This window comes from Sphingomonas sp., from assembly GCF_017745215.1.
Lineage (GTDB): Bacteria > Pseudomonadota > Alphaproteobacteria > Sphingomonadales > Sphingomonadaceae > Sphingomonas.
The window spans coordinates 57,318-75,076 of record NZ_JAGHZV010000013.1 but is presented as its reverse complement, the minus strand read 5'-3'; the positions used below and the strand labels follow the sequence as shown (position 1 = coordinate 75,076).

Below are 17,759 nucleotides of genomic sequence, written 5' to 3'. Positions count from 1 at the left end.
TTAGCCGAGCTGGGCGATCAGCTTGGCGATCGTGTTCCAGTTCCGCCCCGTGGAGACCGCCGGGAACTTGAGCTTCGCCGTCGCCTGGTGAAGCTTGGAATGGCCGATGTCCTCGGGATAGTCGATATAGAGGTCGCAGCCCACCGCCTTCAGCCGCTCGGGCCCGTCATAGACGGCGGCGAGCTTGTCGAGCAGGGCCTCGGGGAAGGGCTCGCGGTGGAACAGGATCAGCAGGTGATTGGGGTGCGCCTCGGCCGCGTCGGGGAAGGGATTGGCCTTCACCGCCGCCTCGAGCTCCTCGCGCGTGCGGAGCAGCACCTTGGTGCGCAGCCGATGCGCGGCGAGCGCTTCCTCCAGCTCCTCGACGATCTCGGCGGCGCTGCCGTCGGTATGGAAGGTGACGTTGCCCGAGGCGAGCAGCGTCTTCACCTGGCGATAGCGCAGTTCCTCGCAGATCTCGCGCAGTTCGGCCATCGGCAGCTTCGAATTGCCGCCGACGTTGATCCCCTTGAGCATCGCCGCCCATGCGGTCATCGCGCTTCCTCCCTGAGCGGCCGGCTGAGCAACGCCTCGACGACGCGGACGACCTCGGCGCCGCTCAGCAGCGCGCAGACCGCCTCGGCGACCGGCATGTCGACGCCCGCCCTGGCCGCCGCCTCGCGCAGCACCGGCGCCGTCGCGGCGCCCTCGGCAACCGTCCTGCGGTCGGCGAGCAGTTGGGCGGCGGGCTTGCCCTGACCGATGCCGAGCCCGAGCGAGAAGTTGCGCGAATTGGTCGAGGAGCAGGTCAGCACCAGGTCGCCGAGCCCCGAGAGGCCGGCGAGCGTCTCGGGCTGCGCACCCAAGGCGACGCCGAAGCGCGTCATCTCGGCGAAGCCGCGCGCGATCAGCGCGGCGCGGGCATTGAGCCCGAGCCCGGCGCCCTCGACCACGCCGCAGGCGATGGCGAGGACGTTCTTCACCGCACCGCCGATCTCGGCGCCGGCAAGGTCGGTCGAGGCATAGGGCCGGAAGGTCGGGCGCGCGATCAGCTCGGCGAGCGCGTTGGCGGTGGCGAGGTCGGCGGCAGCCAAAGTGACGGCGGTCGGCAGCCCGCCGGCGACTTCGTGCGCGAAGGTCGGACCCGAGAGCACCGCGATCGGCGAGCCGTCGACCGCTTCGTGCGCGACCTGGTGGAGCAGCTTGAGGCTGCCCGCCTCGATCCCCTTGGAGCAGAGGATCAGCGGCTGGCCGTGGCGCGGCATGTCGGCGAGCACGGCGCGCATGTGCTGCGCGGGGGTGACGACGAGGACCGCTTCGCTCTCGCCGACCCAGCTCAGGTCGTCGGTGGCGCGGATGCGCGGCGAGAGCGCGCGGCCGGGGAGGAAGATCGGATTCTCGTGCGTGTCGTTGATCGCTTCGATCACTTCGGGCTCGCGCGCCCAGAGGCGGACGTCGCGCCCGCCCGAGGCCATCACTTGCGCCAGCGCCGTGCCCCAGGCGCCGCCGCCGATCACGCCGATCGCATCGCTCATGCCTTCACTCCCGCGCCGCGCACCTTCTCGGCATCCGGATCGAGCGGCCAGCGCGCGCGCGCCGGCGTGTCGAGCGGATCCTCGAGCCCCGCGGCGAAACGCTCGGCACCGGCCCAGGCGATCATCGCCGCATTGTCGGTGCAGAGCCACAGCGGCGGCGCGACGAAGCGCAGGCCGTTCTCGGCCGCGAGTCGCTCGAGCGCGCCACGGACGCTGCGATTCGCCGCGACGCCGCCGGCGACGACCAGCGCCGTCGCGCCGTCCGCGAGGCCGAGCGCACGACGGGTGCGATCGACCAGACAGTCGATCACGGCCTGCTGGAAGGAAGCGGCGATATCCTCGGCGCGGTACTGGCCGACGATGCGCGCGACGGCGCTCTTGAGGCCGGCGAAGCTGAAGTGCGGCTCGGGCGAGCCGAGCAGCGGGCGAGGGAGCGGGACGGCCTTGGCGTCGCCCTGCTCCGCCGCCGCCTCGACTGCGGGGCCGCCGGGAAAGCCGAGGCCGAGCAGCTTGGCGGTCTTGTCGAAGGCTTCGCCCGCGGCATCGTCGATCGTGGTGGCGAGGCGGCGATAGGCGCCGACGCCTTCGACGAGCAGCAGCTGGCAATGCCCCCCCGAGACGAGCAGCAGCAGATAGGGGAATTCGAGCTCGGCGTCGGCGAGGCGCGGCGACAGCGCATGGCCTTCGAGATGGTTGACCGCGATCAGCGGCTTGCCGCTCGCCAGCGCCAACGCCTTGCCGGTGACGAGCCCGACCATCACGCCGCCGATCAGCCCGGGGCCTGCGGTCGCAGCGATCGCGTCGACATCGGCGAGGGTGACGCCCGCTTCGGCCAGCGCCTGCTCGACCAGCGGCGCGAGCATCTCGACATGCGCGCGCGCGGCGATCTCGGGCACCACCCCGCCATAGGGGCGGTGCGCCGCGTCCTGGCGCGCGAGCTTGTGCGCCGCGATCACCCGCCCGTCGCTCACCAGCGCCGCCGCGGTCTCGTCGCAGCTCGATTCCAGGCCGAGGATCAACGTCATCCGCTTCCATCTAGGCCGCCGGGCCGCTAGCACAAGCCGCCATGCCTTCCTTGCGTCTCGGTACCCGCGGTTCGCCGCTCGCGCTCGTCCAGGCCCATCTGGTACGCGATGCGCTGCTCGCGGCGCACGGCTGGAGCGCCGACGCGGTCGAGATCGTCGTGATTCGCACCACCGGCGACCGGGTGCAGGACCGCGCGCTCGCCGAGATCGGCGGCAAGGCGCTGTGGACCAAGGAGCTCGACCGCGCCTTGCTCGACGGCGAGATCGACTGCGCGGTCCATTCGATGAAGGACGTCGAGACCGTACGGCCCGCGGAGATCGCCATCGCCGCGGTGCTGCCGCGCGCCGATGTGCGCGACCGGATCGTGGGCGCCGAGTCGGTGGCGGCACTGCCCGAGCGCGCGCGGGTGGGGACGAGCTCGCCCCGGCGCGCGGCGCAGGTCCGGCGGCTGCGACCGGACGTGGAGATCGTGCTGTTCCGCGGCAACGTCGACACCCGCCTGGCCAAACTGGCGGCGGACGAGGCCGAGGCGACCTTGCTCGCCGCCGCGGGGCTCGAGCGGCTGGGGCGCAGCGAAGGTCATGCGATCCCGGTCGAGACGATGCTCCCCGCTCCGGCACAAGGCGCCGTCGGGATCGAGGCGCGCGCAGGCGACCATGAGGCGCTGCGGCTGATCGGCGCGATCGACTGCCCCGAGACGCACGGCTGCATCGCTGCCGAGCGCGCGCTGCTCGCGGCATTGAAGGCCGATTGCCACTCGCCGGTCGCGGCGCTGGCGACGATCGAAGGCGCGATCCTGACGCTCAGGGCCGAGCTCTTCTCCGAGGACGGCGCACATCACGTCCATGCCCAGGAGGCCGGCGCGCCGGGCGATCCGGCGCTCCCAGGGGCCGTCGCGCGCGACCTGCTCGAGCGCGCGCCGACCGAGGTCCGGCGGCTGTTCGGCGGATGAGCAGGCCGATCGCGGTGCTGCGTCCCGAGCCGGGCAATCGCGTGACCGCGGCAGCGATCGAGGCGGCGGGGCGCACCGCGATCCGGATGCCGCTGTTCGCGACGCGGCCGATCGCCTGGACCGCGCCGGACCCCACCGAGCATGACGCGCTGATCCTCACGAGCGCCAATGCCTTGCGCCACGGCGGGGTCGAGCTCGCCAAGCTGTTCGGGCTGCCGGTCCATGCCGTCGGCGAAGCGACTGCCGACGCGGCCCGGCGCGCGGGGTTCGCGGTGGCGTCGATCGGCGACCGCGGCTCGGAGGCTTTGCTCGCCCAGGCCGAGGCGGTGGGCGTGCGGCAAGCGCTCCACCTCGCCGGACGCGAGCGGCTGGTCGAGCCGGGCGGGATCGTCACACGCGTGGTCACCGTCTACGCGAGTGAGCCGATCGACGTGCCCGCGCCCCGGCGGATCGAAGGCTCTGTGGCGCTCGTCCAGTCGGCGCGCGCCGGCGCGCGCCTCGCCGAGCTGGGGCTCGATCGCAGCCGGATCGCGCTGGTCGCGGTCAGCGAGCGCGCGGCGCAGGCGGCGGGCGAAGGCTGGGAGACGGTCCGCATCGCCCCCTCGCCCGACCCGGACTCGCTGCTCGACGCCGCGATCGCGCTCGCCGATTGACCGGCACATTTGCCCGGTCGATAAGGACCCCATGAGCGGCGACGAGCCTTCGCTGGAGCCGGCCCGCGGCCTGCCTCCCCTGGGATCCCATGTGCTGATCGGCGCGCTGGCCTTCGTCGGCGGCATCGCCGGGACGGCGCTGGTGCTCCAGTGGAGCGGCGGGTCGTGGCACGCGCCCGCCCCGCCGCCGCCGCCCGTAGTGCAGGCGCCTGCGCCCGCATCGCCGCCGGGGACCGACGCCGCGTCGCTCTCGGCGCGCGAACAGGCGCTGGCGGCGCGGCTCGACCAGCTCGAATCGCGGCTCAACACCACCGATTCCGGCGCGCGCACCGCCTCGGGCTATGCCAGCCAGGCCGAGCGGCTGCTGATCGCCTCGGCGGCAAGGCGCGCGATCGAGCGCGGCATTCCGCTCGGCACCGTCGAGCCCCAGCTCCGCCGCCGCTTCGGCGAGGACCATGGCGAGGCGGTCGCGACGATCATCCAGGCCGCGCGCGAGCCGGTGACGATCGAGGACCTCCGCCTCGCGCTGGACACCATCGCCCCGAGGCTCGCGCAGGCGCCCGATGATTCGCCCTGGATGATGCTCCGCCGTGTCGTCGGCGACCTCGTCGTGCTCCGCCCCGCCGATTCGCCGAGCCCGCGCACCGCGGACCGGATGTTGCGTGCGCGCCGCCAGCTCGACGCGGGCAAGGTCGAGGCGGCGCTCGCCGAAGTCTCGCACATGCCCGGGGTCGACAATGCGGCGAGCTGGGTGACCGCGGCGAAGCGCTATGTCGCGGCGCGCGCGGCCTTGAACGAGATCGAAGCCGCCGCCATGGAGACACCCCCCGCGCCGCCCGCACCGGCGCCGCAACCGGCGCGCAGCGGCGCCTGAAGGAACGATAGCATGGCTGAGATGGGCCGGTTCGACTGGCAGGACCCCTTTGCACTCGACGCGCAGCTGACCGACGAGGAGCGCGCGGTGCGGGACGCGGCGCGTGCCTATGCCCAGAACGAGCTGGCGCCGCGCGTGACCAGCGCCTTCCTCGAGGAGCGGTTCGACCGCGAGATCATGACCGAGATGGGCCAGCTCGGCCTGCTCGGGGCGACGATCCCCGAGACCTATGGCGGCGCCGGGCTGGGCTATGTCGCCTATGGCCTGGTCGCGCGCGAAGTCGAGGCGGTCGACTCGGGCTATCGCTCGGCGATGAGCGTCCAGTCGAGCCTCGTGATGCACCCGATCTATGCTTACGGCACCGAGGCGCAGAAGCGGAAGTATCTCCCTAGGCTTGCGACCGGCGAATGGGTCGGCTGCTTCGGGCTGACCGAGCCCGACGCGGGATCGGACCCCGGCGGCATGCGCACCCGCGCCGCGAAGATCGACGGCGGCTACCGGCTCACCGGCTCCAAGATGTGGATCACCAATTCGCCGATCGCCGACGTGATGGTCGTCTGGGCCAAGAGCGAAGCGCATGGCGGCGGTATCAAGGGCTTCGTGCTCGAACGCGGCATGAAGGGACTGACCACGCCCAAGATCGAAGGCAAGCTGAGCTTGCGCGCTTCGATCACCGGCGAGATCGTGATGGACGGCGTCGAAGTGCCCGAGGACGCGCTGCTCCCCGAGGTGCAGGGCCTGAAGGGCCCGTTCGGCTGCCTCAACCGCGCGCGCTACGGCATCGCCTGGGGCGCGATGGGCGCGGCCGAGGCGTGCTTCCACGCCGCGCGGCAGTACACGCTCGACCGTGCGCAGTTCGGCCGGCCGCTCGCCGCCAACCAGCTGGTGCAGCTGAAGCTCGCCAACATGCAGACCGAGATCGGACTGGGCCTCCAGGCCGCGCTCCAGGCGGGGCGGATGTTCGACGCCGGCACGCTCGCGCCGGAGACGATCAGCCTCATCAAGCGCAACAATTGCGGCAAGGCGCTCGATATCGCCCGGGTCGCGCGCGACATGCACGGCGGCAACGGCATCTCGGCCGAATTCCATGTGATGCGCCACGCGATCAACCTCGAGACGGTCAACACCTATGAGGGCACGCACGACGTGCACGCGCTGATCCTCGGCCGCGCGATCACGGGCATCGCGGCGTTCTGATGCGCCCGCTCGACGGGATCAAGGTCGTCGAGCTGGCGCGGATCCTCGCGGGGCCGTGGTGCGGCCAGCTGCTCGCCGACCTCGGCGCCGAAGTGGTGAAGGTCGAGCGGCCAGGCGAAGGCGACGATACGCGCCACTGGGGCCCGCCCTTCCTCCACGCGCCCGACGGCGAGGCGCTGGACGCGGCCTATTTCCATTCGACCAACCGGGGCAAGACCGCGATCGCGGTCGACATCGCCTCGCCCGCAGGCCAGGCGCGGATCCGCGAGCTCGTCGCGGGGGCCGATGTGGTGATCGAGAACTACAAGGTCGGCGGGCTGGTGAAATACGGGCTCGACCCGGCGAGCCTCAGGGCGCTCGACCCGCGGCTGATTGTCTGCTCGATCACCGGGTTCGGCCAGACCGGGCCCTATGCGCACCGTGCGGGCTATGACTTCATCATCCAGGGGATCGGCGGGTTCATGAGCCTGACCGGCGAGCCCGATGGCACGCCGCAGAAGGCGGGGATCGCCTATGCCGACATCTTCACCGGCGTCTATTCGGCCGTCGCGATCCTCGCGGCGCTGCGACAGCGCGAAGCGACCGGCGAAGGCGCGCACATCGACATGGCGCTGCTCGACACCCAGGTGGCGGTGCTCGCCAACCAGGCGCTCAACTGGATGGCCTCGGGCAAGGTGCCGCACCGGATGGGCAACGGCCACGCCAACCTCGCGCCCTATCAGGCCTTCGCGGCGAAGGACGGCGACCTCATCATCGCGGTGGGCAACGACAGCCAGTTCCGCAAGCTCTGCAGCGTGCTGGGGCTTGCCCTCGCCGACGACCCGCGCTTCGCGACCAACCCGGGGCGCGTGACCAACCGCGCCGAGCTGATCCCGCCGATCGAGGCGGCGATCGCCGGCTGGAGCAAGGCCGAGCTCGCCGAGGCGCTCGAGCGCGAAGGCGTGCCGGCGGGGCCGATCAACAGCGTGGCGGAGGTGTTCGCCGACCCGCAGGTTGTCGCTCGGGGCATGCGGATCGAGCGCGACGGGCTGCCGGGCGTGGCCGGGCCGATCGTGATCGACGGCGAGCGGATGGTCTCAGACCGGGCGCCGCCGAGGCGGCCGGCGAACGACTGCTGAACCCACCAACGAGCTTATTTGGCGAGTCAGTCACCTCACTGCGTCGATCATCGCCTGCGCGGCGGCCGGCGCCCGTACCTTGCCGCCGTGGATGAAGAAGACGAAGGTCTCGCGCGGCGTGACCGGCGCGGGGGCCTCGCCGAAATAGGGCAGGCCTTCCGGCTGGCCGCCCTCGGACCAGGTCCTGGCCGCGGCGATCCACCGCGGCAGCTCGGCGTCGGGATAGCAAAGCGGATTCTCGTCGGCGCCCGCCTCGAGCCGGGCGTAGACGAAGTCCGTCGTGATGTCGGCGACGCCCGGATATTCGGGCGAATCAGCGAAGACGATCGCGACATCCCGGCTCCGGCAGAGCGCGACGAACTCGGGCACCTGGAAGCTCTCGTGCCGCGCCTGCACCGCATGGCGGAGCTTCACCCCCGCTTCCTCGCGGGGAAGCAGGTCGAGGAAGGCGGCGAAGTCCTGCGCGTCGAACTTCTTGGTCGCCATGAACTGCCAGAAGATCGGCCCGAGCTTCCCGCCCAGCTCGACGATGCCCTGCTTCACATAGCGCGAGACCGATTCGCCGGCCTCGGCCAGCACCTTGCGGTTGGTGCAGAAGCGCGAGCCCTTGAGCGTGAAGACGAACCCCTCGGGCGCGGTCCCGGCCCAGCCGGCGAAGGTCTCGGGCTTGAAAGTCGAATAATAGGTGCCGTTGACTTCGATCGCAGTCAGCGCGCGGCTGGCGAATTCGAGCTCCTTCTTCTGGCTGAGCCCCTCCGGATAGAAGGTCCCGCGCCAGGGTTCGAAGGTCCAGCCGCCGATGCCGACTCTTATGGGTCCGCCCATGGATTCGCTGCTCCCTTCGCGCACGCTGGTTGACACGGTTGACACTCTCCATGCCGAAAAATCTTCCTCCCCATCGAATTCGGACGAAGAGCAACGAGCGAACATAACCAGAACTTCCCAACAAGGAAAGCCGAGCCGCTGGACAGAATCGCGGCGCGCTTCTACCGTTGAAATAACTCAGACAAGTGCGCTCGCCAGGGCCGCGAACGAAGGAGAGGATGATGCGATTCACGCGCCGCGACCTGGGCGTTGCCGCCGTCGCCGTAGCCGCCACGCTGTGGGCGACGGCGCTCGCGCAAGGGACGTCCGAGCTGCTCGGCCCCGCGGTATGGGACTGGAACGCGCTCCCCGTGCAGGAGACCGACGTCGGCGCGATCCGCAACGTCGTCCGTGCACCCACCGCGACCTTGAAGGAGCTGGAGATGCACATCACCACGCTCAACCGCGGGCTCGCCAGCCATCCGCCGCACCGTCATCCCAACGAGGAGCTGGTGATCGTCCGCGAAGGCACGGTGGAGACGCTGTCGGGCGGCACCTGGAAGCGCGTCGGGCCGGGGTCGATCATCTTCAACGCCTCGAACAGCGAGCATGCGCTGAAGAATGTCGGGGATACGCCCGCGACCTATTTCGTGATCAACTGGAAGAGCGGCGACACGCCGGCCCAATAACGCATCGAGGGGACCAGCATGACCGAGATCGACCGCCGCGCCATCCTGGCCGGCGCAGGGCTGGCCGGGCTCGCCGCGACGCTGCCGGCGCGCGGGCAATCGACCAGCGCGGGCAATGGCGTGAGCGAGGAGAAGGCGCCCGCCGGGCCCGAACCCGATGTGAAATACAGCGTGCCCTTCGCGGTGGTCGGGCTCGACCATGCGCACATCTACGGCATGACCGACGCGATGATCCGCGGCGGCGGCAAGCTGGTGGCCTTCCATGCCGAGGATCCCGGGCAGATCGCGACCTTCCGCCAGCGCTACGGCAACGACGTCAAGCTCGCGCGCAGCGAAGCAGAGATCATGGACGACAAGGCGATCAAGGTGATCGCCGGTGCGCCGATCCCCGACCTTCGTGCACCGCTCGGCATCCGCGCGATGAAGGCGGGGAAGGACTTCCTGGGCGACAAGCCGGCGATCACCAGCCTCGCCCAGCTCGCCGAGGTGCGACGGACGATCAAGGAGACCGGGCGCAAGTTCGCGGTGATGTACAGCGAGCGGCTCGAGGTGCGCGCGGCGGTGCAGGCCGGCTATCTCGTCGAGCAGGGGCAGATCGGCAAGGTCGTCCAGACGGTGAACCTCGCCCCCCACCGCGTCGGCGAGCCGAGCCGGCCGGCATGGTTCTGGGACAAGGCCCGCTACGGCGGCATCCTCACCGACATCGGCAGCCACCAGGCCGACCAGTTCCTGTTCTACACCAAGTCCACCCAGGCCAAGGTCGTCGCGTCGCAGACCGGCAACGTCCATTGGGCGAAATACCCCAGGTTCGAGGATTTCGGCGACATGACCGCGGTCGGCAATGGCGGCACCGGCTACATCCGGGTCGACTGGTTCACCCCCGACGGGCTGCCGACCTGGGGCGACGGGCGGCTCTTCATCCTCGGCACCGAGGGATACATCGAGCTCCGCAAATACGTCGACATCACCGGCAAGCCGGGCGGGAATCATCTGTTCATCGTCGACAAGAAGGGCATCCGCTATCTGGATTGCTCGGCGGTGCACCTGCCGTTCGGGCCGCAGTTCATCGCCGATATCGTCGAGCGGACGAGCAACGGGCAGGACCAGGATCAGGCGCTGCTCGCCGCCGAGCTGGTGCTGACCGCGCAGCAGAACGCCACCCGGCCGCTGCTGGGGTGAATTCTCCCTTGGTCATCCCGGCGAAAGCCGGGACCCAGGGCAGCGAGCGACGTCGTCGGTGACTCTGGATCCCGGCTTTCGCCGGGATGACGGTTGAAAAGGCATCGAGTTGAAGAGAGGGGACAAATGACCAGCATCACCCGCCGCACCGCGCTCAGGGGCGCCGCCGCGACGCTCGCCGCGCCGATGATCGTGCCGTCGAGCGTGTTCGGCAAGGCCGCGCCGTCGAACCGCGTTACCATCGGCGCGATCGGGGTGGGGCGGATCAGCCGCATCCACGACATGAAGGAGATCCACAAGCACGCCGATGCGCAGATCGTCGCGGTGTGCGACCTCGACACGGTGCGGCTCGGCGCGGGGATGCAGCTGGTCGACAGCCGGTACAGCGAGGGGCGCGACAAGCCCTACGCCGGCACCCGCGGCTATACCGACTATCGCGAGCTGCTCGCCGCCAAGGACATCGACGCGGTGCTGATCTCCACCCCCGACCACCAGCATGCGCCGATGGCGGTGCATGCGGTGCAGGCGGGCAAGCACGTCTATTGCCAGAAGCCCGCCTCGCTGACGATCGCCGAAGGGCGCCGCATGGCCGACGCGGTCAAGGCCTCGGGGATGATCCTCCAGATCGGCTCGCAGCAGCGCGGGCAAGACCCCTGGCCGCAGTTCCACCGTGCCTGCGAGCTGGTGCGCAACGGCCGGATCGGCAAGCTCGTCCACGTCGAGGTCGGGCTCCCCGGCGATCCTTCCGGCCCGGCGGCGCCGGCGATGCCGATCCCGCGCAACCTCGATTACGACGCCTGGCTGGGGACCACGCCCGAAGTCTATTACACCGAGATGCGCGTCCATCCGCAGAACAGCTTCGAGGACCGGCCGGGGTGGCTGCGCTGCGAGCAGTTCGGCGCGGGGATGATCACCGGCTGGGGCGCGCACCATGTCGACACCGCGCATTGGGGGATGGACATGGAGCATTCCGGCCCGGTCGAGATCTGGGGCACCGCGGCGTTCCCCCAGAGCGGCCTCTGGGACGTGCACGGGCCGTTCGAGAGCCATGCGCGCTATGCCAATGGCGTTACGATGACGATCTCGGGCGCGTTCGAGACGGGGGTGAAGTTCGTCGGGGACAAGGGCTGGATCTTCGTGACGCGCACCGGCCAGGTCTCGGCCTCCGACCCCTCCAAGCCCGCCGACGTGCCGCTGCGCGCGAGCGATCCCAGGATCCTCGACAGCGTGATCGGGCCCAACGAAATCCATCTCTACAAGGCGCCCGAGCAGCACCGGAACTGGCTCGACGCGATCCGGACCGGCGCGGCGGTGAGCGCGCCGGCCGAGATCGGGCACCGGGCGTGCTCGACCTGCCTGCTCCACTGGATCGCGATGAAGACCGGGCGCAGGATCAGATGGGACCCGGTGGCGGAGACGATCATCGGCGATCCCGAGGCGGCGGCGATGCTCAGCCGGCCGCAGCGCAGCAGATACGCGATCTGAGGGAGATAGAAGGATGATGAGGGCCCTGCTCGCCGCGCCGCTGCTCCTGCTGGCCGCCGCGGCGGCGGGCCCCGACCAGTCGGAGGTGGTCATCGGCCCCGACTATGCCGATGCGCCCGAGATGGCGGTCGATCCCGCGGTGCCCAAGGGCGCGATCCACGGCTTCGTGATGCGATCGGAGGAGAGCGCGCTCTATCCGGGCATCCGCCAGCTCCAGAACGACGTGACCGCCCGGCGCGACGCCTGGGGCAACCGGATGGCGGCGCCGGACGAACAGCAATCCGAGCCCGCGCCCTATCGCCGCAACGTCTATGTCTACATTCCCGCGGGCGCGAAGAAGGGCGTGCCGCTGCCCTTCATGGTGGTGCAGGACGGCGAATGGTATGCCGCGCGGATCGGCACGGTGCTCGACAACCTCATCGCGGCGCACCGCGTGCCCGCGATGGCGGCGATCCTGATCCACAATGGCGGCGGCGATGCGCAGGGCTCCGAGCGCGGGCTCGAGTACGACACGATGTCGGGCCGCTATGCCGAGTTCGTCGAGGCCGAAGTGCTGCCGCGGGTCGAGCGCTACTATGGCATCAGGCTGCGCCGCGACCCGATGGGGCGCGCGACGATGGGCGCGAGCTCGGGCGCGTCGGCGGCGCTGGCGATGGCCTGGTACCATCCCGAATGGTACCGCCGCGTGCTCAGCTATTCGGGGACCTTCGTGAACCAGGCCTCGCCGGTCGACCCGGCGACGCCGCGTGGTGCCTGGGAGTTCCACGCGACGCTGATCCCGAACGCGCCGCCCCGGCCGATCCGCCTGTGGATGGCGGTGGGCGAGAAGGATCTGCATTTCGACGACCCCGAGGCGAGCTGGCACAATTGGCCGCTCGCCAACCAGCGGATGGCGGCCGCGCTCAAGTCCAAGGGCTATGCCTATCGCTTCGTCTGGGCGCTGGGCGGCACGCATTCGGACGCGCGCGTGACCGCCGCGACATTGCCGGGCGCGATCGAATGGCTGTGGGCGGATTACAGGCCTTAGCTCTGCGGCTGCAAAGCCGATGCCCCAAAACCTTCGGATGACTTGGGCACCGCGCGCGGCGATCCATATCCGGTGGCATCCCTCGACCAGGAGACGATGCCGTGATGCTCGATCGCCGCAATTTCACCAAGGCCGCTTTCACCGCCGGCGCCGTGCTGGCGAGCCCGCACGCGCTTGCCGACACGCTGGCCGCGACCCGGGCGCGGAACGTCGTGCTGGTGCACGGGCTCTTCGCCGACGGCTCGTCCTGGTCCGAAGTGATCCCGCTGCTCCAGGCGCGCGGGATGAACGTGACGTCGGTGCAGAACCCGCTCACCAGGCTCCCCGAAGCGGTGGCCGCGGCGGTGCGCGTGCTCGACCGGCAGGACGGGCCGACGGTGCTCGCGGGGCATAGTTTCTCGGGCATGATCGTCACCGAAGCAGGCGTGCATCCGAACGTCTCGGCCCTGGTCTATGTCGCGGCGCGGGCGCCCGACGCCGGCGAGGATTATGCCGCGCTCGCGGCGAAGTTCCCGACGCCGCCGGCGAGCGCGGGGATCGTCTACGATGGCGACGAGGGCCGGCTGAGCGAAGCGGCGTTCCAGCGCGATTTCGCCGGGGATCTGCCGATGGCGAAGGCGCGGGCGCTTTATGCGGTGCAGCAGCCGTTCCAAAAGACGCTGCTCGCCGGCCGCACGACCGTCGCCGCGTGGCGGAGCAAGCCGAGCTTCTACGCCGTCTCGACCGAGGACCGGACGATCGATCCCGGCCTCGAGCGCTTCATGGCGAAACGGATGAGAGCGAAGACGATCGAGCTCAAGTCGAGCCACGTCTCGCTGATCTCGCACCCGCACGAGATTGCGGGGCTGATCCTGGAGGCGACGGCCAGCCGGGCCTGACAACGAGGCGGAGCCCTGCGGGCGAAGGAATCCGACCACGCACCTAGGCCGGCAGGGCGGAGCGCCGGCAAGGGATTCGAGGATCCAAGCGATTCGGCTGGGATGGCTGCACGGCTGCCACCGGACGACTGGAGCGGGCGAAGGGATTCGAACCCTCGACCCCGACCTTGGCAAGGTCGTGCTCTACCCCTGAGCTACGCCCGCTCTGGCGTCTGCCCGGGCCTCGAAGGCGCACCGGGCTGGGTGAGGCGCGGCCACTAGCAGCGGCTTTCGGGCAGCGCAAGCCCCAATGCGGCACAGAATCACGTGCCGTGCCAAGCCCATGGGAAAAGGCTTGGCCTCGGCCCGCCGAACGCCCACATAGTGCGCCAAAACCCGCACGATTCCTGATGGAGCAAGCCTTGGCTACAGCCGGACTGACCACTGCCGAACGCGAATCCGTCGAAGCGTTCCGCCGCGACATCGTCGAGCCTTCGATGACGAAGCTCGTGATCATCGACTTCTGGGCCGATTGGTGCGGCCCCTGCAAGCAGCTCGCGCCCGTGCTCGAAAAGGTCGCCGAGGACTATGCGGCCAAGGGCGTGGTGCTCGCCAAGGTCGATGTCGACAAGAACCAGTTCATCGCCTCGCAATTCCAGGTCCGCTCGATCCCGACGGTCTATGCGATGTTCCAGGGCCAGCTCGTCGCCGACCTCTCGACCGCGCGGACCGAATCGCAGCTCCGCACGATCCTCGACCAGATCCTGCGCCAGCTGCCGCTGCAGAGCGAGGAAGCCCAGGCCGAGGCCGAACTCGAGCCGCTGATCGCGATGGGCGAGCAGATCCTCGAAGAAGGTGACGCCGAGCGCGCGCTCTCGGTGTTCGACCAGATCGCCGAGATGGCGCCCGGCCATCCGGTGATCGCCGCGGGCCGCGCGCGCGCACTGCTCGCGCTGGGGCGGACCGACGAGGCCGAGGAAGCGCTTGCCGGGCTGGAGGACGACTCCGCCAAGGCGCCCGAAGTCGAGCGCGCGCGCGCCGCGGTGGCGCTGGCGCGCGAGGCGGTGCCGGTCGAGGACATGACGGGCCTGGCCGAACATGCCGCGGCCAATCCCGAGGACATGGAATCGCGATTCGAGCTCGCCGGCGCGCAGATGGCGGCGGGCGACCGCGACGCCGCGGCCGAGACGCTGCTCGCGATGATCCGCGACGACCGCGAGTGGAACGAATCGGCTGCGCGCCAGCGGCTGCTCAAGCTGTTCGAAGCGGTCGGGCTGGAGGATCCCTGGGTCTCGGCGCAGCGGCGCAAGCTTTCGGCGATCCTGTTCGGATGACGGCAACGCGGCTCTCGATCTTCCCGCTGGCGGGAGCCCTGCTGTTTCCGCGGATGTACCTGCCGCTGCACATCTTCGAGCCGCGCTACCGCGCCTTGGTGACCGACAGCCTGGCGCGCGACCGGCGGATCGCGATGATCCAGCCGCGCAGCCAGGACGAGCCGCCAGAGCTGTTCAAGATGGGATGCGTCGGGCGGATCTCCGAAGTCGAGGCGCTGCCCGACGGGCGGTTCGACATCGTGCTCGAGGGGCTGGCGCGCTTCACCGTCGTGCGCGAGCTCGACGTGACGACCCCGTTCCGCCAGGTCGAGGCTGAACTGGAACCCGTGGGCGAGAGCGAGACGCTGTCGCTCGCCGAGCGCGCCGCGGTAGAGATGGAATCGCGGCGCTTCGCCGATGCGCTGGGCTATGCGGTCGATTGGGAAGCGGTGACGCGGCTCGACGACGAATCGCTGGTGAACGGCATCGCCCAGATCGCGCCGTTCGACCCCGCGTCGAAACAGGCGCTGATCGAGGCGCCCAACCTCGCCGAGCGCGCGGAGCTGGTGGTGCAGCTGATGCAGTTCCACGGCCTTGCCAGCGGCGCGGGCGAGGGACGGGCCTAGCCTGGCATCCTATTTCGTCAGCGCGGCGATGATCTCGTCGGTGGTGGTGCGCGTCAGCGCGGCGCGGACGATCTCCTGGCCTTCGCTCACGCGTGCGCGACCGTCGCGGTTGGCCTTGGCCAGATCGGCTTCGATCGCGTTGAGCCGCTTCACCAGCGCGTTGAACGCCGCCATGTCCGCGGCATTGCGGAAGCCGAAATAGGCGAAATTATTGTACCAGGTCTTGCGTGCGAGCAGCTCGCACATCTGCTGGGTCGCGTCGATATTCTCGGCGCTCTTCGCGGCGAGCGCAGCGAGCGCCTCGGGGGTTTCGGCGGGCGCCATCGCCTGGCGCAGGCCGTGCTTGACGTCCTCCGGCTCGCCGAGCGCATCGACGGCCTTGAGATAGGCCGCCAGCCGCTCGCCTTCCTTGCGCTTCACTTCGGCGAGCTTGGGCTTGAGCGCGCCGATTGCCGGGCAGTTCGACAGGATCTCGGGGTGGAGCGTGAGCAGATAGGGGCTTTTCAGCGCATCGATGCCCAGCCGGGCGCTGTCCTCGGCGAACTTGCGGTGATCGTTCTGCGTCGCCTGGTGCGATTCGACGAGCAGCCGCGAGATCGGGCCGCGGTCGCGCGCGCCGGCGGGGAATTGGAGCGCGCCCGCCGGCATCAGCTCCATCTCGGCGATGGTGCTCGCGTCGGTGCGGAAATTGCCGCGGTTGAGCGCGAAGGCGCCGGTCGCCGAAGCGAAGGCGATGACGAGCAGCAGCGCGAGGCTGCCCGCCTTCCATGGCACCGTCGACTTGCGGATGGTGAGCGCGAAGGCGACGGCCCAAACCGCCACCGCAAGCCCCAGCATCGCGAAGACGAGCGTGCGCAGCGCCGGCATGCCGACGACGTGCGGCGTCGCGAGCCCGATCACCACCAGCGCCGCGCCGCCGATCAGCGTCGCGACCAGCGGCGTGCCTTCGTCGAAGCCATCGAACGCGTCTTCATCGGCCATGTCGTGATTCTCCCCCTCTTCCCAACCCACTAGCGGCTCTCGGCGTCCAGGCAATCGAGATCGTGTAGTCCACCCCGTTTCGGATCGGCTTCATGCCGCAGCGGCGAAGCTTGCCTGCCCGCGCCCGCCACGCGCGTGATGGGCACGGCATGGCTGCCCGGGTTGCTCCAATATCTCGCACCGACGTTCCGGTTTCGGATCGCCGATCCCGGGCGGGTGCGCTCCATGTCGCCGAAGTCGTCGCGGACCGAAAACAGTAAACCGATCGGTTGACTATTCGAATGGCGGGCACCATATTCAACCCTATGGTTGAAGAAAGACTCGACGCGACCTTCCACGCGCTCGCCGACCCGACGCGACGGGGGATGCTCGCGCGTCTCGCCCGCGGCGAGACGTCGATCGGCGAGCTCGCCGAACCCTATCGGATGAGCTTCGCCGGTGCCTCCAAGCATGTGAAGGTGCTCGAAGGCGCCGGGCTGGTCGCGCGGCGCAAGGTCGGGCGCAACCAGCTCTGCCGGCTCAAGCCGCAGCGGCTCGCCGAGGCCGACGCGTGGCTGCGGCAATGGGAGACGTTCTGGACCGTGCGGCTCGATCGGCTCGAGGCGCTGATCGAAGCCGAGAAACGAGGTGAGGCATGACCGAGGCGACTCCCTTCCTGATGTTCCAGCACGGCAAGGCGGAGGCAGCGCTGAGCTTCTACGCCGCGACCATCCCGAACAGCCGCATCGAGACGCTGCAGAAGTTTGGCCCCGAGGGGCCGGGTCCGGAGGGGACCGTGCTGCGCGGCCATGCGGTGATCGCGGGGCAGAAGGTGATGGTGCACGACAGCTTCGTCACCCATGGCTTCGATTTCACCCCGTCCTTCTCCTTCTTCCTCGATTGCGCCGACGAAGCCGAGGCGGACCGGCTGTTCGCGGTGCTTGGCGACGAAGGCCAGGTGCTGATGCCGCTCGACAATTATGGCTGGAGCAGGAAGTTCGGTTGGGTGAGCGACCGGTTCGGCGTCTCGTGGCAGATCAACCTGGCATGAGCGCGCCGGTGATCCTGACCGTCACCCGCGAGCTCGCCGCGCCGCCCGAGCGCGTGTTCGACGCCTGGCTCGATCCGGCGGACGCTTCGCGCTTCCTGTTCGCGACGCCGGGTGGCGAGATGCTGAGCTGCGAGATCGACGCAAGCGTCGGCGGATCGGCGCTGATCGTCGAGCGGCGCGCGAGCGGCGATGCGCGGCATCGGCTGCGCTTCGAGGCGATCGAGCGGCCGCACCGGCTGGTGTTCCTCTTCGCCGCCGATCCCGCGCCCGAAGGCGAATGGACGCGCGTGACGATCGAGATCGTGCCCAGCGCGAGCGGCTGCACGCTGACGCTCACGCACGAGATGGACCCCAAATGGGCGGACTATGCCGAGCAGACTCGCCATGGCTGGACGATGATCCTCGGCAACCTCGCCCGCACCGTGGAGCCGTGA

20 protein-coding genes and 1 tRNA gene are annotated in these 17,759 nt (G+C 69.9%); 15 read left to right on the top strand and 6 right to left on the bottom strand.

The window, feature by feature from the left end; all coding sequences use genetic code 11:
• Genes J7495_RS13880 through tsaD form a run of 3 tightly spaced genes read right to left on the bottom strand, consistent with a single transcriptional unit; the run spans nt 1 to nt 2,539 of the window.
• Nucleotides 1–534 (bottom strand): DUF1697 domain-containing protein, encoded by a 534-nt coding sequence (locus J7495_RS13880; protein WP_294057203.1) that lies wholly within the window; start codon nt 532–534, stop codon nt 1–3.
• Nucleotides 531–1,514 (bottom strand): NAD(P)H-dependent glycerol-3-phosphate dehydrogenase, encoded by a 984-nt coding sequence (locus tag J7495_RS13875; RefSeq protein ID WP_294057202.1) that lies wholly within the window; start codon nt 1,512–1,514, stop codon nt 531–533. The genes J7495_RS13880 and J7495_RS13875 overlap by 4 nt, the downstream gene beginning before the upstream one ends.
• Nucleotides 1,511–2,539 carry a tRNA (adenosine(37)-N6)-threonylcarbamoyltransferase complex transferase subunit TsaD gene (tsaD, locus tag J7495_RS13870; RefSeq protein ID WP_294057200.1) on the bottom strand — a complete coding sequence of 343 codons (1,029 nt, stop codon included), beginning with the start codon at nt 2,537–2,539 and terminating at the stop codon, nt 1,511–1,513. Before tsaD ends, J7495_RS13875 begins: the two co-directional genes overlap by 4 nt.
• Nucleotides 2,540–2,580: 41 nt before the next feature.
• On the opposite strand from tsaD, the gene hemC reads away from it, so the two are divergent.
• From hemC to J7495_RS13845, 5 genes are read left to right on the top strand one after another with little or no spacing between them, the layout of a single operon-like run.
• Nucleotides 2,581–3,492, top strand: coding sequence for a hydroxymethylbilane synthase (gene hemC, locus J7495_RS13865; RefSeq protein ID WP_294057199.1), 912 nt, complete (start codon nt 2,581–2,583; stop codon nt 3,490–3,492).
• Nucleotides 3,489–4,145 carry a uroporphyrinogen-III synthase gene (locus tag J7495_RS13860; RefSeq protein ID WP_294057197.1) on the top strand — a complete coding sequence of 219 codons (657 nt, stop codon included), beginning with the start codon at nt 3,489–3,491 and terminating at the stop codon, nt 4,143–4,145. Before hemC ends, J7495_RS13860 begins: the two co-directional genes overlap by 4 nt.
• 31 nt (nt 4,146–4,176) lie before the next feature.
• Nucleotides 4,177–5,019 carry a hypothetical protein gene (locus tag J7495_RS13855; protein ID WP_294057196.1) on the top strand — a complete coding sequence of 281 codons (843 nt, stop codon included), beginning with the start codon at nt 4,177–4,179 and terminating at the stop codon, nt 5,017–5,019.
• A 12-nt stretch (nt 5,020–5,031) separates the two neighbouring features.
• Nucleotides 5,032–6,216 (top strand): acyl-CoA dehydrogenase, encoded by a 1,185-nt coding sequence (locus J7495_RS13850; protein ID WP_294057195.1) that lies wholly within the window; start codon nt 5,032–5,034, stop codon nt 6,214–6,216.
• Nucleotides 6,216–7,334: a CaiB/BaiF CoA-transferase family protein gene (locus tag J7495_RS13845; protein WP_294057194.1), complete on the top strand. Its 1,119-nt coding sequence runs from the start codon at nt 6,216–6,218 to the stop codon at nt 7,332–7,334. The genes J7495_RS13850 and J7495_RS13845 overlap by 1 nt, the downstream gene beginning before the upstream one ends.
• A 30-nt stretch (nt 7,335–7,364) precedes the next feature.
• Here the strand turns inward: J7495_RS13845 and J7495_RS13840 are convergent, their stop codons facing one another.
• Nucleotides 7,365–8,159, bottom strand: a complete 795-nt coding sequence (locus tag J7495_RS13840) for a DUF72 domain-containing protein (RefSeq protein WP_294057193.1) — start codon at nt 8,157–8,159, stop codon at nt 7,365–7,367.
• A gap of 218 nt (nt 8,160–8,377) precedes the next feature.
• Between J7495_RS13840 and J7495_RS13835 the strand changes: the two genes are divergently transcribed.
• The 5 genes from J7495_RS13835 (at nt 8,378) to J7495_RS13815 (ending at nt 13,396) form a co-directional block, all read left to right on the top strand.
• Nucleotides 8,378–8,827: a cupin domain-containing protein gene (locus J7495_RS13835; protein WP_294057192.1), complete on the top strand. Its 450-nt coding sequence runs from the start codon at nt 8,378–8,380 to the stop codon at nt 8,825–8,827.
• Nucleotides 8,828–8,845: 18 nt separating this feature from the next.
• Nucleotides 8,846–10,006 (top strand): Gfo/Idh/MocA family oxidoreductase, encoded by a 1,161-nt coding sequence (locus tag J7495_RS13830; protein WP_294057190.1) that lies wholly within the window; start codon nt 8,846–8,848, stop codon nt 10,004–10,006.
• Nucleotides 10,007–10,132: 126 nt separating this feature from the next.
• Nucleotides 10,133–11,491, top strand: coding sequence for a Gfo/Idh/MocA family oxidoreductase (locus tag J7495_RS13825; RefSeq protein WP_294057189.1), 1,359 nt, complete (start codon nt 10,133–10,135; stop codon nt 11,489–11,491).
• A 13-nt stretch (nt 11,492–11,504) separates the two neighbouring features.
• The gene (locus J7495_RS13820; RefSeq protein ID WP_294057188.1) at nt 11,505–12,518 is read left to right on the top strand and encodes an alpha/beta hydrolase-fold protein; all 1,014 of its coding nucleotides are present in this window, start codon (nt 11,505–11,507) and stop codon (nt 12,516–12,518) included.
• Nucleotides 12,519–12,622: 104 nt separating this feature from the next.
• On the top strand, nt 12,623–13,396 hold the full coding sequence (locus J7495_RS13815; protein WP_294057305.1) for an alpha/beta hydrolase: 774 nt from the start codon (nt 12,623–12,625) through the stop codon (nt 13,394–13,396).
• A gap of 129 nt (nt 13,397–13,525) precedes the next feature.
• On the opposite strand, the gene J7495_RS13810 is transcribed toward J7495_RS13815, so the two are convergent.
• Nucleotides 13,526–13,600 (bottom strand) — tRNA-Gly (locus tag J7495_RS13810).
• A gap of 212 nt (nt 13,601–13,812) precedes the next feature.
• On the opposite strand from J7495_RS13810, the gene J7495_RS13805 reads away from it, so the two are divergent.
• Entirely contained in the window at nt 13,813–14,709 is an 897-nt protein-coding gene (locus tag J7495_RS13805) for a tetratricopeptide repeat protein (RefSeq protein WP_294057304.1), read from the top strand.
• Nucleotides 14,706–15,314 carry an LON peptidase substrate-binding domain-containing protein gene (locus J7495_RS13800; protein ID WP_294057187.1) on the top strand — a complete coding sequence of 203 codons (609 nt, stop codon included), beginning with the start codon at nt 14,706–14,708 and terminating at the stop codon, nt 15,312–15,314. Before J7495_RS13805 ends, J7495_RS13800 begins: the two co-directional genes overlap by 4 nt.
• A gap of 9 nt (nt 15,315–15,323) precedes the next feature.
• Here J7495_RS13800 and J7495_RS13795 read toward each other — a convergent pair whose 3' ends face one another.
• Nucleotides 15,324–16,295, bottom strand: a complete 972-nt coding sequence (locus J7495_RS13795) for a hypothetical protein (protein WP_294057186.1) — start codon at nt 16,293–16,295, stop codon at nt 15,324–15,326.
• Between the two features lie 305 nt (nt 16,296–16,600).
• On the opposite strand from J7495_RS13795, the gene J7495_RS13790 reads away from it, so the two are divergent.
• Genes J7495_RS13790 through J7495_RS13780 form a run of 3 tightly spaced genes read left to right on the top strand, consistent with a single transcriptional unit; the run spans nt 16,601 to nt 17,759 of the window.
• A complete protein-coding gene (locus tag J7495_RS13790) occupies nt 16,601–16,933 on the top strand; it encodes a metalloregulator ArsR/SmtB family transcription factor (RefSeq protein ID WP_294057185.1) in 333 nt (110 codons plus the stop codon).
• Complete coding sequence (locus tag J7495_RS13785; RefSeq protein ID WP_294057184.1) at nt 16,930–17,325, top strand: VOC family protein; 396 nt, start codon at nt 16,930–16,932, stop codon at nt 17,323–17,325. Before J7495_RS13790 ends, J7495_RS13785 begins: the two co-directional genes overlap by 4 nt.
• A complete protein-coding gene (locus J7495_RS13780; protein WP_294057183.1) occupies nt 17,304–17,759 on the top strand; it encodes an SRPBCC domain-containing protein in 456 nt (151 codons plus the stop codon). The genes J7495_RS13785 and J7495_RS13780 overlap by 22 nt, the downstream gene beginning before the upstream one ends.

Bases quoted from the DNA above. Each gene is read 5' to 3' on its own strand.
- J7495_RS13825 (WP_294057189.1), top strand. From the start codon at position 10,133: ATGACCAGCATCACCCGCCGCACCGCGCTCAGGGGCGCCGCCGCGACG.
- J7495_RS13875 (WP_294057202.1), bottom strand. From the start codon at position 1,514: ATGAGCGATGCGATCGGCGTGATCGGCGGCGGCGCCTGGGGCACGGCG.
- J7495_RS13830 (WP_294057190.1), top strand. From the start codon at position 8,846: ATGACCGAGATCGACCGCCGCGCCATCCTGGCCGGCGCAGGGCTGGCC.
- J7495_RS13835 (WP_294057192.1), top strand. From the start codon at position 8,378: ATGATGCGATTCACGCGCCGCGACCTGGGCGTTGCCGCCGTCGCCGTA.
- J7495_RS13790 (WP_294057185.1), top strand. From the start codon at position 16,601: ATGGTTGAAGAAAGACTCGACGCGACCTTCCACGCGCTCGCCGACCCG.
- J7495_RS13880 (WP_294057203.1), bottom strand. From the start codon at position 534: ATGACCGCATGGGCGGCGATGCTCAAGGGGATCAACGTCGGCGGCAAT.
- J7495_RS13785 (WP_294057184.1), top strand. From the start codon at position 16,930: ATGACCGAGGCGACTCCCTTCCTGATGTTCCAGCACGGCAAGGCGGAG.
- J7495_RS13815 (WP_294057305.1), top strand. From the start codon at position 12,623: ATGCTCGATCGCCGCAATTTCACCAAGGCCGCTTTCACCGCCGGCGCC.
- J7495_RS13845 (WP_294057194.1), top strand. From the start codon at position 6,216: ATGCGCCCGCTCGACGGGATCAAGGTCGTCGAGCTGGCGCGGATCCTC.
- J7495_RS13840 (WP_294057193.1), bottom strand. From the start codon at position 8,159: ATGGGCGGACCCATAAGAGTCGGCATCGGCGGCTGGACCTTCGAACCC.
- J7495_RS13795 (WP_294057186.1), bottom strand. From the start codon at position 16,295: ATGGCCGATGAAGACGCGTTCGATGGCTTCGACGAAGGCACGCCGCTG.
- tsaD (WP_294057200.1), bottom strand. From the start codon at position 2,539: ATGACGTTGATCCTCGGCCTGGAATCGAGCTGCGACGAGACCGCGGCG.
- J7495_RS13850 (WP_294057195.1), top strand. From the start codon at position 5,032: ATGGCTGAGATGGGCCGGTTCGACTGGCAGGACCCCTTTGCACTCGAC.
- J7495_RS13855 (WP_294057196.1), top strand. From the start codon at position 4,177: ATGAGCGGCGACGAGCCTTCGCTGGAGCCGGCCCGCGGCCTGCCTCCC.
- J7495_RS13800 (WP_294057187.1), top strand. From the start codon at position 14,706: ATGACGGCAACGCGGCTCTCGATCTTCCCGCTGGCGGGAGCCCTGCTG.
- J7495_RS13860 (WP_294057197.1), top strand. From the start codon at position 3,489: ATGAGCAGGCCGATCGCGGTGCTGCGTCCCGAGCCGGGCAATCGCGTG.
- J7495_RS13820 (WP_294057188.1), top strand. From the start codon at position 11,505: ATGATGAGGGCCCTGCTCGCCGCGCCGCTGCTCCTGCTGGCCGCCGCG.
- hemC (WP_294057199.1), top strand. From the start codon at position 2,581: ATGCCTTCCTTGCGTCTCGGTACCCGCGGTTCGCCGCTCGCGCTCGTC.